The following is a 15,347-nucleotide window of genomic DNA, read 5'->3' as shown; positions in this document are numbered from 1 at the left end:
CTCCAGAGCCGCGCGTGCCGCCCCGGCGCCCGCGCGTTCCCGCCCTAGAGTGGGCCTCATGCAGCACGATCTCATCGTTGCCGGGACTCCCCGGCAGCCGGGAGCGCTCGCCGTCGAGCGCGACCCCGCCGTGGACGCCGCCCGCGTGGGCTGCGTGATCGCCGTGGTGTGCATCCACATCCTCATGGTCACCCTCACCGCAGACCCCGCCACCGGGCAGATCACCTCCGTTCTCGTGCCCACGAAGCAGCCCTGGTACTGGTGGGCCACCTGGATCTTCCAGATCATGCCCCTGTTCTTCGTGGTGGGCGGAACGGCGGCGGCAGGCGCGTGGCGGCGTCGTCGGGCCCAGGGCATGGACCCCGCGGAGTACGTGCGCGAGCGCGCCCTGCGGCTCGTGCAGCCGGCCGCCGTGCTGTGGTGTGCCCTGGCCCTGGTGGCCGGGGCGGCGCTCGCGGCGGGAGCGCCGTACGAGCTGGTGACCTTCGCGCTGTCCGGGGTGGGCATGGCGCTGTGGTTCCTCGCCGCGTACCTGATCTGCCAGGCGCTCACCCCCGCGTTCCTCGGCCTGCACGAGCGCATGGGGTGGGTGTGGTGCTGGTTCCTGCTGTGCTGCACCGTGCTCGTGGACCTGCTCAGCGCTGCCAGCGGGGAGCAGTGGTGGGGGCTGCTGAACATGGTGTTCGTGTGGCCGCTCGTGCAGCAGTTCGGCTTCTTCCGCGCGGACGGCTGGTTCGCCGCCCGTTCCCGGACGCTGCTGGTGGCGCTCGCGGCGGCGTCGTACGCGCTGCTCGGTGTGTGCGTGGCGGTGGGCCCCTACGCCCCGGACATGCTCACGGACCTCAACCCGCCCACCGTGTGCATGGTGCTGCTCGGCTTCGCGCAGGCGTGCCTGCTGGAGGTGTTCTCCCCGGTGCTGCGGCGGCTGATGACCACGCGCCCGGCGCGGGCGGTCGCGTACGTGATCGGCACGCGCGCCATGACCGTCTACCTGTGGCACCTCCCGGTGGTCGTGGCCGTCATGGCCGTGTGGTTCTTCGCCGGAGGCTGGGACCCCGTCCCCGGTTCCGCCGGGTGGTGGCTGCTGCGCCTCCCGCTGGCCGCGGTGTGCTGGACGGCCGTGCTGCTTGCCGCGGCGGTGCTGCGGCGCGCGGAGACGGCGTCGGTGGAGCCGTGGGGCAGGCGGGAGCGCAGCCTGCCGGGCGCGCTGGTGTTCGCGGCGCTGGTCTGCGCGGCGGTCCCGCCGCTGATCGAGATCATCACCCTGCTCACCGTTCCGCTGGTGGTCATGGGCGCGGCAGGCTCGGTGCTCGCCGTCGTCGTGCTGCGCAGCGGGCGGGTGCGGCAGGGACCGGGCCCCACGGACGGGGCCGTGGGCGGTGACAGGGTTACCGGGGGCCGCGGGGTTCCGGCGTATGCTCGGTGCCGTCCTCGTCACACGGTGCCCCGCGACCCCTCGCGGACGCGCTGGCAGTGACGCCGTTGCCGGGGCTGGGCCCCCGCGACCGAGAGGTGATCGCATGGCTTCCAAGAAACCGGTGCGCGACAGCGCCGAGCACAACGCCTACTTCCCGTCCGAGTACTCGCTGGGCCAGTACGTGGCACCCACCACGGACTTCGACGGCGCCCACGGCGTCCCCTCCGTCTCGTCCGGACCGCGCAAGATCCTGACCGTCCTCACGGACGAGCGCTACCTGCCGCTGGAGGACGACGTCTACTTCTCCACCGGCAACCACCCGGTGGAGACGCTCCTGCCGCTCATGCATCTGAAGGCCGCGGGGTACGACGTGGACGTCGCGACCCTCTCCGGCAACCTCGCCAAGTTCGAGCTGTGGGCCATGCCCGAGAAGGACGACGCCGTGCAGCAGGCGTGGGAGGAGCTGCGGCCGCAGTTCGAGCGCCCCCGGCCCCTGCCGGAGATCGCCGACGGGCTGGACGGGGACAGCGACTACGCCGCCGTGTTCATCCCCGGCGGCCACGGTGCCACGATCAACCTGGCGGACAGCCCCGAGGTGGGCCGTGTGCTCGCCTGGGCGCTGGAGAACGACCGTCCCGTGATCACCCTGTGCCACGGCCCCGCCGCGCTGCTCTCGGCCGTGGGCGATGACGGCAAGAACCTCTTCGAGGGCTACTCCGTGACCGTCTTCCCGGACGCGCTGGACTCCGGGCCGAACATCGAGATCGGCTACCTCCCCGGACGCATGACGTGGCTGGTGGCGGACGGTCTCACCCGTGCCGGGCTCACCGTGGTCAACGACGACATGACCGGGCAGGTCCACCGCGACCGCGGCCTGCTCACCGGCGACAGCCCGCTCGCCTCCAACGCGCTGGGCCGCCTGGCCGTGGAGACTCTCACGGGCCAGGCGTACGCCGCGGACTGAGCTCCGGCGCTCTCCGACAACGACGCCGCCCGGCTCCCTCTTAGGGGTGCCGGGCGGCGTCGGGTCTGTGGCTACCCGCCGTGCACACCGTGAGAGGTGCGCACGGCCAGGGGACCGCTCAGTCTCGGGCTGGAACCGCTGGCTGGCCCCGAGGCCCGTACGAGCGTCCCCCGTGCCAAATTCATCGTCGCGCGGTCGGCTACGAACCCTCTGACCACTCGACGGATCGGATGGTGAGAGATAAGATGGCTCTTGCGGACCCGCCCCACACTCGTGGATTGGCGGGTCTAGCTGTTTCCGGCTCAGATCCCCTGTGGGCCGTCGAAAGGGCCGCGCGGGGTGAGGTACTGCTCGTACCATTCCCACGCGAATTCATTGCCCTGGTGACGATTGAGGTGGCAGAACGCCGAGTAGGCCACAAGGTCAGCCATCTGCATGAGCTGGGACTGCTTGGAATCGTGGAACATGGGGTCCTCGATGACGTGCCGGGTGGCCAGGGGCAGGGCTCGGTGGGCGTTGAAGTAGGCCCTGTCCGAGCCGTTGCCGTCCATGCCGATGAGCACGTAACTGTCCTCCGCGCGGTGCTGCTCGTTGACCGACTCCAGGAGTTCTCGGTAGACCTCAGCCCGTTGCTCTCTGTAGCCGCTTCCGATGGCGGCAGTCTGGCGGTAGACGGCCCCGATGCGCAGGTCCTCGCACCGGGCCAAGGTCTCGAGGCAGTCGACGGCGACTTGTCGGCCCAGCGTCTTCCACTCCGTCCTGCCGTGCTGGTCATCGCGGGTGGAGATCCGGGACCGACCGTTGACGAATTTGGTGGCATGCAGCTCTTGAGAAGGGGGCACCAGATATTCCCGGTACAGGAATTTGCGAAGTTCCAGAATGGTGCGCAGAGCATGACGCCACCGCTCAGGGCGGCATTCCACCCAGCCGTAGACAACCAGACCGCTCTCCACCGACCCGGAATCGTCGATGTAGAGCATGCGGGAAATTGTCACCGGACCCCCTCGTCCGCCACGCTCAGCCCTGCTCGTTCGGGCGGGTGAACGGGAACGCCAGGGTGGCGCGGATGTTCGTGCCGGTGAGCATCATGATGAGCCGGTCCACGCCGATGCCCAGACCACCCGTGGGCGGCATGGCGTACTCGAGGGCGGTGAGGAAGTTCTCGTCCACCTCCATGGCCTCCGGGTCACCCGCGGCGGCCTTGAAGGACTGCTCGGTCAGGCGGTTGCGCTGGTCCACGGGGTCCACGAGCTCGCTGTACGCGGTGCCGATCTCCGCGCCGAACGCCACGAGGTCCCAGCGCTCCGAGAGCCGCGGGTCCGTGCGGTGGGTGCGGGTCAGGGGTGAGGTCTCCAGCGGGAAGTCCGTGTAGAACACCGGCAGGGTGGTCTGACCCTCCACGAGCTCGTCGTAGAGCTCCAGGACGACCTCGCCGGCGGTCATCGTCTCGTGCCAGTGCACGTTGTGGGCGTCGGCGACGGCGCGGACCTCCTCGAGCGGCGTCGTCGAGGTCAGCAGCGTGCCCGTGGCCTCCGAGACCGCCTGGTGCACGGGAATGACGGGCCACTCGTGGTCCAGGCGGATGCGGGTCTCCCCGCCTTCGCCGTCCGGGCGCACGGCCACGGGCTCGCCGTGGATCGCGGTGGCGACCTCCAGGATCAGCTCGCGCGTGAGCACCCGCATGGTGTTGTAGTCACCGTGCGCCGCGTACGCCTCCACGGACGTGAACTCCGGGTTGTGGGTGGCGTCCGCGCCCTCGTTGCGGAAGTTGCGGTTGAGCTCGAAGATCCGGTCCATGCCGCCCACGCAGAGGTGCTTGAGGTACAGCTCCGGGGCGATGCGCAGGTACAGGTCCGCGTTGTACGCGTTGATGTGCGTGCGGAACGGCCGGGCGCTCGCGCCGCCGTGCACCGCCTGCAGCATGGGCGTCTCCACCTCCATGTAGCCGCGCTCCATGAAGGACTGCCGCATGGCCGCGATCCCGCGGGAACGGGCCCGCAGCAGCTGCGAGGACTCCTTGTTCACGATCAGGTCCAGGTAGCGCTGGCGCACCCGCGCCTCCGGGTTGGTGAACCCCGTGTGGTCGTTCGGCACCGGGCGCAGGGACTTCGAGGCCATGGCCCAGGACGTCGCGATCACGGACGGCTCGCCACGGCGGCTGCGTCCCAGCGTGCCGGTCACGGAGACCTGGTCCCCCACGTCCACCGTTCGCCGCCACAACGCGAGCAGCTGCGGGTCCACCGTGTCCGCCTCCAGGATCACCTGCAGCCGCACGTCCCGCTCCTCGATGACGGCGAAGGCGACGCCGCCGAAGTCGCGCAGCGCGCGCACGCGACCGCCGATCGAGACGACCTCCCCGGTGGTCTCCGCGGTGCCGTCCGCGATCAGCTCCAGGGCCTGCTCCACAGTGGTGGTGTGGGGCACGTCCACCGGGTAGGGCTCCATGCCGGCTTCGCGCAGGACGTCCAGCTTGGCGTGGCGCACCCGCTGCTGCTCGCTGAGCTGGCGCACCGGGCGCGGCGGGGTGAGCAGCTCCCGGTCCTGGGCGATGACGAGGTCCGCGAGCGGCGTCGTGGTGCCGTCCGGGGCGGTGACGAGCGTCTCGCCGTCGTGACCGGGACGGGGTGAGCGGCCCGGGAGGAAGCCCTCCGCGCGGCCCGCGGCAATGCCCACGAGGGGGAGGTCCGCGGTGGAGTCGTAGCACAGGAACCGGCTGTCCCAGCGGGGCAGGTACTTGGCGTTGGCCTCGTAGAGGGACTCGAGCTGCCAGAACCGGTTGCCCCAGGAGAGCACCCGGTCCGCGATCCGCACGCCCAGCCCGGCACCCACCTTGTCCGCGCCCGTGAACACGGAACGGAACATGGCGAAGTTCAGGGAGACCTCACGGATGCCCAGCTCTCCGCCGTCCTCCGCGAGGGCGGCCACCATGGCCTCGTTGACGCCGTTGGGGGCGTCCGGGGAGCGGCGCATGAGATCCAGGGAGATGCCGCGCGTGCCCCACGGCACGTAGGACTGCAGGGCCACGATCTCCCCCTGCGCGTTGCGCACGAGCACCGCCACGCAGCGGCCGTCCGTGCGGTCCGCGAGCCGGTTCAGGGCCATGGAGAATCCGCGGTCCGCCTCGTCCCCGCGCCACTTCTCGGACAGCTCGATGATCTGCTGCAGGGTGGCGGCGTCCAGCTGGCTGTGGCGCTCCAGGGTCACGGTGCACCCGGCGTCCCGCACGCGGGCCACGGCGCGCTTGACCGGGCGCATGGTGCGGCCCTCGAGGGAGAAGGAGTCGGTCTCCAGCACGGCCTCGTCACCGAGCGGGCGGGCCCGCAGCCCGGCATCCACGTAGGCCTGCGCGCCGGTCTCGGACGCGGAGAGCACGGCCAGGCGCCACGCGTGCTCGCGGCCCTCCTGCTTCCAGGCGGCAATGGCGTCCTGCCAGGCGTCGTGGGGGCCCAGGGGATCCCCGGAGGCGAGGCACACGGAGCCGATGACGCGGTAGGAGACCGCTGCGCGCCCGTCCGGGGAGAAGATCACGGACTTGTCCCGGCGGGTGGCGAAGTAGCCCAGGGAGTCCTGGGCGCCGTACTGCGCCAGGAGCCTGCGGATGTGCAGCTCCTGGCGGGGGTCGATGACCTCCGAGCGCTGCGCGGACTGGGTGAACTGCCACACCGCGTAGAACAGCACCGCGGCCCCCAGCACCCCGGCCAGGACGGCCAGCCAGTGCGGCCCCGCGGAGCCGTCGGAGATGCTGCGGGGCAGGGAGAGGCCGGTGACGCTGCGCACCGAGAACCACAGGTGCTCCACGCCGTGCAGGTGGCCCGGGACGAACCACGAGACCGCGAAGACGAGCGCCATGACCAGCAGCAGGCCACCGAGCAGGGTGAGCAGGGCGTTGCGCAGCGCGCCGGAGCGCATGCGCGCGGGGAAGTCCTTGCGGCGCACGATGAACGCCACCGTCCACGCGGTGGTGACCACCGCGCCCACGACCAGCAGGATGCTCTCCAGGGGCTCCAGCTCCCCCTCCACCGAGTCCGTGAGCAGGGCGACGCCCAGCAGCACGAACACCAGCAGCTCCAGGAACAGCACGCCCAGGGAGACCACCCACGCGACGCGCAGCCTGCGGCGCAGGGACGCCCCCACGATGAGCAGGCTCAGCGCCAGGAACAGGTTCGGCCCCGAGGGCACGCCCAGGGTGGTGAACACCTCGTCCACCCAGTAGAGGGACTCCTTCTGGGCGAACGGGATGGAGATGAAGGACCACAGGGCCGCCAGGAACACGAGGGTGCTGGCAAGCCGCGGCAGTCGGTCGTGGGATGTCTTCACGTGCGTCACTTTCTGGCCCCCGGGGTCAGGTCCCGGCACCGGGTGTGCTCGGATGCGTTCATGGTGTCTTTGGTATCACGGGTGTGCGGGGATGGCGGTGTCGTGGCGCTCACGCCACCATCACGATTCACCCGTCCGGTGCCTCGCGAGGCCGCACGTGCTCGAGGACCAGATCGCTCAGCCGGGGGGCCACCCGCGGAGGCACCTGGTGGCCCATCCCGGGCAGGGCCACGAACCGGGCCCCGGGGATCGCCGCCGCGGTGGCGGGCCCGCCGTCCGGGCGCACGATCCTGTCCCGGTCCCCGTGGAGCACGAGCGTGGGGGCTGTGATCTCCCGCAGCGTGGCCGTGCGGTCCCCGGAGGCCCGGATGGCGCCGATCTGACGGCGCATCGCCGCGGCCTCGTTCGCCGGGTCCAGGCTGCGGCGCCAGTGCTCCTCCGCGAGCCGGCGCTCGTGCGCCCGGTCCACGGGGAAGCCCGTGCCGGCCAGGTGGCGCGCCATCACCAGCCGGGAGCGCACGTACAGGCGCCGGGGGCGTGCGCCGGGCAGGGCGAGCATCGCCGCCGTGGATGCCGCCACCGTTCCCGCCGAGGGTGCGCCCGTGGTGGAGCACAGGGAGACCAGCCGCCGCACCCGCCGCGGGTGGTGCGCCGCGAGCGCCTGCGCGATCATCCCGCCCAGGGAGAACCCCAGGACATCCGCACGCTCCACGCCGAGCACCTGCAGGGTGTCCGCGACGTCCTGGGCCATGTCCTCCACCGTGTACTGCCCGGCGGGCAGAGCCCCGCGCAGCAGCTGTCGTGCGGTCGGGGGCGGGGAGGACGCGCGGAACGAACGCCCCACGTCCCGGTTGTCCAGGCGGAGCACCCGGTGCCCGCTCCCGGTCAGCGCCTGCACGAAGGTCTCCGGCCACGTGGTGAGGTCGAACCCGAGCCCGGTGAGCAGCACGAACGGCGGCCCGTCCTCCGGACCGTCCTGGCGCACGCAGAGGAACCGTTCGCGGTCCAGGTGGACGATGCGCTCGCCGCCCGTCCGGGGACGGCTCGCGGCCGGGGTCTCGTCCCGTGCCCCGTCCGCCCCGGGGGCCGCCGCGTCCCGGCCCGACGGCGCACGGTCCCCTGGGGTGGTCATGCACCCCATTCTAGGTCCGCGCCCCTGCGGGCCTCCGGGCCTCGGGCTCCCGCGCCCCGGGGCGCCGGCGACCGCACGCCACCGGAGCGAACGGCGACCTTCCGCAGTCCCGGTGTTGCCGTGCGCGGTGTGACGTGGCTAACGTTGGCCACCAGCCTACGGCGGGTCCGCAGCGGACTGTCTACCGGGCGAGCAATCAGAAATGCACTGGTTCGGCGCCAACGAGCTCCCGGTACGGCTGAGGATCCACCCGCTCCGCGTCCCCGCCAGTGGCTTGTCACGAGGAGCCAGGGCCATGAACGACATGCGGTTGACGATCAACGGGCAGGACCGTTCCCTGGCGGGGGTCGCCCCGCACACCCGCCTGCTCGACGCCCTGCGGGACGCCGGTCTGACCGGCGCCAAGGAGGGCTGCGCCGAGGGCGAGTGCGGGGCGTGCGCCGTGCTGGTGGCACGCCCCGACGGAGCGGAGCGGACCCGGTGGACAGCCGTGAACGCCTGCCTGCCCGCGGCTGCCGCCTTCGAGGGCCAGGAGATCGTCACCGCCGAGGGGCTGGGCACTGCGCCCGGCCCGCGGGGTCCGGGGCAGCTGCACCCGGTGCAGCAGGAGATGGCCACCCGCGGCGGTTCGCAGTGCGGCTACTGCACCCCCGGATTCGTGTGCGCGATGGCCGCGGAGTACTACCGCCCGGACCGTGCGGGCGCGCAGGAGGATTCGGACACCCCGAGCGCACAGCGGGCGGAGCAGACCGGTACGGGCGCCGTCGGCGAGGAGCACGCCCCGGACCACGAGTGCGGGCCCAACGGCTTCGACCTCCACGCCCTGAGCGGCAACCTGTGCCGTTGCACCGGCTACCGGCCCATTCGCGACGCCGCCTACGCACTGGGAACCCCCGAGGAGACCGATCTGCTGCGGCGTCGTCAAGAGCAGCCGGCGCCCGCCCCGCGTTCCACCCGGCTGAGCTCGGACGGGGCGCACTTCATCCGCCCGGAATCCCTGACCGAGCTGTTCGAGCACATGGCGCGCCACCCCGGGGCGCGGATCGTGGCGGGAGCCACGGACGTCGGTGTGGAGGTCAACATCCGTCACGTCCGCCCGGGCACGGTGCTCGCCGTGGACCGGCTCGCCGAGCTGCGGGGCCTCATGGTCTCCCGGGACAGCGTGGAGATCGGCGCGGGGCTGAGCCTGTCCGAGGTGGAGCGGGCGCTGGGGCACCGGGTGCCGCTGCTGGACCAGCTGTTCCCACAGTTCGCCTCGCGGCTGATCCGCAACGCCGCCACGTTCGGGGGCAACCTGGGCACGGGATCTCCCATTGGGGACTCCGCGCCGGTGCTGCTCGCCCTGGGCGCATCCCTGGTGCTGGCGTCCGCAGCTGGTGAGCGCGAGGTGTCGCTGGACGAGTACTACACCGGGTACCGCGAGAGCGTGCGCCGCCCGGAGGAGATCATCCGCGCCGTGCGCATCCCCCTGCCCGTGGCGAACACGGCGGCCTTCCACAAGATCGCCAAGCGCCGTTTCGACGACATCTCCAGCGTCTCGGTGGCCATCGCCCTGCAGGTCGACGACGCCACCGTGACCGGAGCGCGGATCGGCCTGGGCGGCGTCGCCGCCACTCCGCTGCGCGCCCGGGAGGTGGAGGACGTCCTCGTCGGTCAGCCGTGGACCCATGACGCAGCCCGGGCCGCGGCGCTTCTGATGGCTCGGCAGGGGACCCCGATCGACGACATGCGGGCGAGCTCCCGCTACCGCTCGGCCATGCTCGAACAGGTGATGCTCAAGTTCTGGGCGCAGTCGCAGCCCACCGGGATCCAGGAGGTGCAGTCATGACGTCACTCGCGGAGCGTCCCGAGAACCCCGTGGTGGGCCGTGCAGTGGCCCACGACCACGCGGCGGAGCACGCCACGGGCACGGCGCTGTACACGGACGACCTCATCCACCGCGCCCAGAACGTGCTCCACGCCTGGCCCGTGCAGGCCCCGCACGCCCATGCGCGGATCACCTCCCTGGACACCGCGCCCGCACTGGAGGTCCCTGGGGTGGCCCGGGTGCTCACCGCGCAGGACGTGCCCGGGGTGAACGACTCCGGCAGCAAGGAGGACGAGCCCCTGTTCCCCAGCGAGGTCATGTTCCACGGCCACGCCGTGTGCTGGGTGCTCGCCGAGAGCCTCGAAGCCGCCCGGCTCGGTGCCGAGGCCGTGGCGGTGGAGTACGATCCCCTCCCGTCCCTGATCTCCCTTCGCGACGCCATCGCCGCCGGGAGCTTCCAGGGTGGGCAGCCCACGATCAGCCGCGGGGACGTGGGTGCCGGTCTGGCCGCCGCGCCCCACCGTTTCAGCGGGGAGCTCGAGTTCGGCGGGCAGGAGCATTTCTACCTGGAGACCCACGCGTCCTTCGCGTACGTGGACGAGGGCGGGCAGGTTTTCGTGCAGAGCAGCACCCAGCACCCCACGGAGACCCAGGAGGTCGTGGCCCACGTGCTGGGGCTGGACGACCACGACGTCACCGTCCAGTGCCTCCGCATGGGCGGCGGCTTCGGCGGCAAGGAGATGCAGCCCCACGGGTTCGCGGCAGTTGCCGCCCTGGGTGCGACCCTCACGGGGCGCCCCGTGCGCGTCCGGCTGAACCGGAACCAGGACATCACCCTGTCCGGCAAACGCCACCCCTACCACGCGCAGTGGGAGGTGGGGTTCGACGACGACGGGCGTCTGCTGGCCCTGCGCGCAACGGTCACGAGCGACGGTGGCTGGAGCCTGGACCTCTCCGAGCCGGTCCTGCAGCGCACGCTGTGCCACATCGAGAACGCCTACTGGATCCCGGACGTGGAGGTGCACGGCCGGGTGGCACGCACGCACAAGACCTCCCAGACCGCGTTCCGGGGCTTCGGCGGACCGCAGGGAATGCTCGTGATCGAGGACGTCCTGGGGCGGTGCGCACCCCTGCTGGGGCTGGACCCCACCGAGCTGCGCGGCCGGAACCTCTACACACCCGGCCAGCTCACGCCCTACGGGCAGCCGGTGCGGCACGCAGAGCGGCTGAGCGCCATCTGGAACGAGCTGCACCACCGCGCGGACGTCACCCGGCGGCGTCGTCGGATCGCGGAGTTCAACGCCGCTCACCCGGACACCCACCGCGCGCTCGCGGTGACGCCCGTGAAGTTCGGGATCTCCTTCAACCTCACGGCGTTCAACCAGGCCGGGGCGCTGGTGCACGTGTACCGGGACGGTTCCGTGCTCATCAACCACGGCGGCACCGAGATGGGCCAGGGGCTGCACACCAAGATGCGCCAGGTGGCCGCCACAGCCCTGGGGGTGCCGCTCGGCGCGGTGCGGCTCGCACCCACCCGCACCGACAAGGTCCCCAACACCTCGGCCACCGCCGCGAGCTCGGGCTCCGACCTCAATGGCGGTGCGGTCAAGAACGCGTGCGACCAGATCCGGGAGCGCCTCGCGGAAGTCGCCGCCCGGGAATTCGGCATCCACCCGGACGACGTCCGCTTCGTGGCGGGCAAGGTCACGGGGATCGGGTTCCACGACCGGGCGATGACCTTTGCGGAACTCGCGCACACCGCGTACTTCCAGCGGGTCTCCCTGTGGGCCGCGGGCTACTACCGCACCGACGGCCTGCACTGGGACGCCCAGCGGATGCAGGGGGAGCCGTTCAAGTACTTCTCGTACGGCGCCTCCGTGTCCGAGGTCGAGGTGGATGCCTTCACGGGTGCGTACCGACTGCTACGAACGGACATCGTGCACGACGTGGGTGACAGCCTCTCCCCGCTGATCGACGTGGGTCAGATCGAGGGGGGATTCGTTCAGGGCACGGGCTGGCTCACCCTGGAGGACCTGCGCTGGGACGAGTCCGACGGCCCCAACCGGGGGCGGCTGAGCACCCAGGCCGCGAGCACGTACAAGCTGCCCAGCTTCTCGGAGATGCCCGAACAGTTCAACGTCCACCTCTTCGAGAGGGCCACCGAGAGCGGGGTGGTCTACGGGTCCAAAGCCGTGGGGGAACCGCCTCTCATGCTCGCCTTCAGCGTGCGCGAGGCCCTGCGCGAAGCGGCGGCGTCGTTCGGCCCCCAGGGGCACAGCGTGGAGCTCGCGAGCCCAGCGACGCCCGAGGCGGTGTTCTGGGCGGTGCAGGAGGCCCGGGCGTCGTTGTCCTCCGGGCGTGACACCACCGAACCGGCGTCCGTCTGACGTGGACTGGCTGGACGCACTGCAGCTGCTGCGCGGCGAGAACCGCGGGGGCGTGCTCGCCACGGTGAGCGACGTGCGCGGTCACGCGCCGCGGGCGGCCGGGGCCAAGATGGTGGTGGCGGAGAAGCGCACGTGGGACACCCTGGGCGGCGGAAACCTGGAAGCCACGGTGGTCGAGCGGGCCAGGGCCATGCTGGCCAATGGTGTGCAGGTTCCCGAGATCCTGAACTTCTCGCTCAACGAGCGCGCCACCGTGACCCACGGCCGTCAGTGCTGCGGCGGGGTGGTCCAGGTGCTGCTCGACCCTCTGCCCGTGCGGCCTGTGGTCGCGGTGTTCGGCATGGGCCACGTGGGGCACGAGCTGGCCCGGATACTCTCCCGGTTCCCACTCCGGCTGCACCTGGTGGACAGCCGCGAGGGACAGGTCACAGGATCACCGGTGCTCGTCGCCCTCGACGGGCCCGCCCACGTCTGTCTGCGGCACGCACCGGCGCCGGAGACCGTGCTCGGCGAGCTGCCCGCCGGTTCTCACGTCCTCGTCATGAGTCACGACCACGCGGAGGACTTCATCCTGTGCGACGCCGCGCTACGGCGTGGGGACCTCGCGAACGTGGGACTCATCGGCTCCGCAGCCAAGTGGACGCGGTTCCGGGCGAGGCTGCTCGCCGAGGGCCACAGCGAGGCCGCGGTCAGCGCGATCCGGTGCCCCGTGGGAGTGCCGGGGATCCCGGGCAAGACGCCAGCCGCGATCGCCGTGAGCGCGGTGGCCGAACTGCTGGGGGACCTCGAACTCCCCGCGCCGGGCGGCGCAGGCGCATCTGACGGCTGAGACGGGGACCGGCGTTGCCCGCCCACGGGCTCTGGGTTCGCCCGGGTCAGTACTGCGTGCGCTGCCCGTTCTCGGCCCACGCCTCGAAGGGCTCGTTCCGCTCGGCCAGCGCCACGTGCCGCACGGGCAGCAACTCGTCCCGCTGGGCGGGGGTGGCGGTGAAGAAGTCGTAGAACGCGGCGTCGTCGAAACCGCCGTCGGCGGCGTCGTGCCGGTCCGCCGCGAAGTGCACCGCATCCAGCCGCGCCCACAGGGACGCGGAGAGGCACATGGGGCACGGCTCGCAGCTGGAGTACAGCACTGCGCCTGAGAGGTCGAAGGTTCCGAGAGCCGCGCACGCTGAGCGGATGGCGGAGACCTCGGCGTGGGCCGTGGGGTCGTGGTCCGCCGTGACGCGGTTGACGGCAGTGAACTCCCGGCCGTCCGCGGTCACGAGCACCGCCCCGAAAGGCCCGCCGTCCCGTGAGGCGTTGCGCGAGGCCGCTTGAACAGCGGTGCGGAGGTGGCGGCGGACCGCGTCCGGAGCGGGTGGGTGTGTCACGGGGCGGTCTCCTGCCAAGTCGTGGTCCGCGCGGGGACGGGATCTCGGGGGGGCGTTCCCGCCGTCCTCCCCGTCCCATGGAGCCGGCCGAGCGCCGGCGCTCGTGGGGTAGAGCGTATGTGCCCGTGGAAGTGACGCGCAATGCCTTCACTCGCCGCCCGTTCCAGCCGGGCCGCGCGCAACGTGCCGCGGGGCCGGGGCCCGGCCCCGCCTCGCCCGGAATAGGCTCGCCCCATGGACACCGCACCGCCCGCACCCCGCCGGATCCTGGTGGCCGGGGTCAGCGGCGTCGGCAAGACCACCCTGTGCCGGGAGATCGCCCAGCGCTCCGGCATCCCCCACACGGAGATCGACGCGCTGTTCCACGGTCCGGGCTGGACCCCGCGCCCCGAGTTCATGGCGGACGTCGAGCGTCTGGCCGCCCTGGACACGTGGGTCACGGAGTGGCAGTACGACGCCGCCCGCCCCCTCCTCGCCGACCGCGCCGACATCCTGGTATGGCTCGACCTCCCCTTCTGGACCGTGACGTTTCCCCGCGTGGTGCGCCGGACCGTGCAACGCCGTCTGAGACGGGAGGAGCTGTGGAACGGCAACCGTGAAGCGCCGCTGCGGAGCATCCTCACGGACCCCGAGCACATCATCCGCTGGGCGGTGACCACCCGGAACGGCTACCGGGAACGGATTGCGGCCCTCGCCGCGACGGCCCCGCACGTGCGGGTGGTGCGGCTGCGCCGTCGTCGTGAGGCGAGCTGGTGGGTTGCGGCAACCTGGCCGGGACACCAGGAAACGGGCGGGGCACATTCCGTCATCCATGGCGTCTGAGGAGAGGAAATACCAGCGGATCGCCATGTCCAGCGGGTATTTCTTCTCCTCAGCCGTTGCAACGCCCCCGACGACGCTGCGGCGTCGTCTCAGATCTTCAGGTGCACCAGGCTCGGGCCCTTGGTGGCGAGGGCCTGCCGCACGGTCTCCGCGAGGGTGTCCATCGTGGCGGGGAACCCGGTGGCGCCGAAACCCTCCGCGAGCTTCACCCAGTCCGGCTGCACGAGGTCCACGGCCAGCGGGTCGATGTCCCGGTCCACCATGTTCTGGCGGATCTCGCCGTAGCCGCCGTTGTCCACGCAGATGATCGGCAGGTCCAGCTCCAGCTCCACGGCGGTCATGAGCTCCTGGATGGAGAACATCAGGGCGCCGTCACCCACCAGGCACACCACCGGACGCTCGGGGGCGGCCAGCTTGGCCCCCACCGCGGCGGGCAGCCCGTAGCCGAGGGTCGCGTACGTGCCCATGTAGAGCAGCGAGTGCGGCTGGGGTGCGCGGAAGAACGTGGTGGAGCCCATGTAGGTCACCTGGGAGGAGTCCCCGGCCAGGATGGTGTCGTCCGGGACCACCTCCATGATGGTCTCGTTCAGCGCCGCGAGGTCCGGAGCCCACTGGCGACCCTCCTCGTCCATGGCGTCGAAGACCTCGCGCAGGTCCCGCTCGGGGCGCGGCCGCGCTCCGGTTGCCTCGAACGTGGCCCGCAAGCCGTCCAGCAGCTGCCGGACCACGGCGGCGGAGTTGCCGGGGACCTCCACGTCAGGCGCCAGGTTGCACAGCATCTGGTCGCGCATGATGTCCACGCGCACGATCGGGCCCTGCGGGGTGATGTCACCGCCCCACAGCTCTGCCTCGCCCACCTTGGAGCCGATCACCAGCAGCGCGTCCGCGGAGCGCATGAACTCGTGGGCGGTGCTGAGCCGCAGGTCCGCACCCAGGGAGAGCCGGTGCTTCTCGGGGATCGCGCCCTTGCCGTTGGTCGTGGTGATCACGGGGGCCTCGAGCAGCTCCGCGAGCTCGAGCAGACGCGGCCCTGCCGCCAGGGAGCCGCCGCCCGCCAGGATGACCGGGCGCTCACTGGCCGCGAGCGCGGAGACGGCCGCGGCGACGTCGTGCTCCGGGGCGGGCGTGGGC

General features: G+C 71.8%; 11 protein-coding genes. 6 read left to right on the top strand and 5 right to left on the bottom strand.

All coding sequences use genetic code 11. The features are described 5' to 3' along the window. The first annotated feature begins 58 nt into the window (after nucleotides 1–58). On the top strand, nucleotides 59–1,477 hold the full coding sequence (locus CWC38_RS07525; RefSeq protein ID WP_121846178.1) for an acyltransferase family protein: 1,419 nt from the start codon (nucleotides 59–61) through the stop codon (nucleotides 1,475–1,477). A 43-nt stretch (nucleotides 1,478–1,520) separates the two neighbouring features. Next, a complete protein-coding gene (gene hchA / locus CWC38_RS07520) occupies nucleotides 1,521–2,381 on the top strand; it encodes a glyoxalase III HchA (protein ID WP_121846177.1) in 861 nt (286 codons plus the stop codon). A 302-nt stretch (nucleotides 2,382–2,683) separates the two neighbouring features. Here the strand turns inward: hchA and CWC38_RS07515 are convergent, their stop codons facing one another. The 3 genes from CWC38_RS07515 to CWC38_RS07505 all read right to left on the bottom strand — a co-directional run bounded on the left by CWC38_RS07515 (nucleotide 2,684) and on the right by CWC38_RS07505 (nucleotide 7,830). Continuing rightward, complete coding sequence (locus CWC38_RS07515) at nucleotides 2,684–3,361, bottom strand: DUF3800 domain-containing protein (RefSeq protein ID WP_121846176.1); 678 nt, start codon at nucleotides 3,359–3,361, stop codon at nucleotides 2,684–2,686. Between the two features lie 37 nt (nucleotides 3,362–3,398). Continuing rightward, the gene (gene lysX, locus CWC38_RS07510; RefSeq protein ID WP_121846175.1) at nucleotides 3,399–6,698 is read right to left on the bottom strand and encodes a bifunctional lysylphosphatidylglycerol synthetase/lysine--tRNA ligase LysX; all 3,300 of its coding nucleotides are present in this window, start codon (nucleotides 6,696–6,698) and stop codon (nucleotides 3,399–3,401) included. Nucleotides 6,699–6,825: 127 nt separating this feature from the next. After that, the gene (locus CWC38_RS07505; RefSeq protein WP_121846174.1) at nucleotides 6,826–7,830 is read right to left on the bottom strand and encodes an alpha/beta fold hydrolase; all 1,005 of its coding nucleotides are present in this window, start codon (nucleotides 7,828–7,830) and stop codon (nucleotides 6,826–6,828) included. Between the two features lie 295 nt (nucleotides 7,831–8,125). Between CWC38_RS07505 and CWC38_RS07500 the strand changes: the two genes are divergently transcribed. The 3 genes from CWC38_RS07500 to xdhC are packed head-to-tail and all read left to right on the top strand — an operon-like array spanning nucleotide 8,126 to nucleotide 12,853. Further along, nucleotides 8,126–9,658, top strand: a complete 1,533-nt coding sequence (locus CWC38_RS07500) for a xanthine dehydrogenase small subunit (protein WP_121846173.1) — start codon at nucleotides 8,126–8,128, stop codon at nucleotides 9,656–9,658. Then, a complete protein-coding gene (xdhB, locus tag CWC38_RS07495; protein WP_121846172.1) occupies nucleotides 9,655–12,024 on the top strand; it encodes a xanthine dehydrogenase molybdopterin binding subunit in 2,370 nt (789 codons plus the stop codon). The genes CWC38_RS07500 and xdhB overlap by 4 nt, the downstream gene beginning before the upstream one ends. Further along, nucleotides 11,996–12,853: a xanthine dehydrogenase accessory protein XdhC gene (gene xdhC, locus CWC38_RS07490; RefSeq protein WP_240625144.1), complete on the top strand. Its 858-nt coding sequence runs from the start codon at nucleotides 11,996–11,998 to the stop codon at nucleotides 12,851–12,853. The genes xdhB and xdhC overlap by 29 nt, the downstream gene beginning before the upstream one ends. 46 nt (nucleotides 12,854–12,899) lie before the next feature. Here xdhC and CWC38_RS07485 read toward each other — a convergent pair whose 3' ends face one another. After that, nucleotides 12,900–13,394 carry a nucleoside deaminase gene (locus CWC38_RS07485; RefSeq protein WP_121846170.1) on the bottom strand — a complete coding sequence of 165 codons (495 nt, stop codon included), beginning with the start codon at nucleotides 13,392–13,394 and terminating at the stop codon, nucleotides 12,900–12,902. A gap of 234 nt (nucleotides 13,395–13,628) precedes the next feature. Between CWC38_RS07485 and CWC38_RS07480 the strand changes: the two genes are divergently transcribed. Next, entirely contained in the window at nucleotides 13,629–14,216 is a 588-nt protein-coding gene (locus tag CWC38_RS07480; RefSeq protein ID WP_121846169.1) for a P-loop NTPase family protein, read from the top strand. 89 nt (nucleotides 14,217–14,305) lie between these two features. Here the strand turns inward: CWC38_RS07480 and CWC38_RS07475 are convergent. Further along, nucleotides 14,306–15,347, bottom strand: a 1,042-nt coding sequence (locus CWC38_RS07475; RefSeq protein ID WP_133306237.1) for a thiamine pyrophosphate-binding protein, incomplete at its 5' end; no start/stop codon positions are given.

The organism is Kocuria tytonicola (genome assembly GCF_003687455.1).
In the GTDB taxonomy this organism is placed as follows: Bacteria; Actinomycetota; Actinomycetes; order Actinomycetales; family Micrococcaceae; genus Kocuria; species Kocuria tytonicola.
Note: the sequence above shows the minus strand (reverse complement) of the source record. Positions and strands in the feature narration are given on the sequence as shown.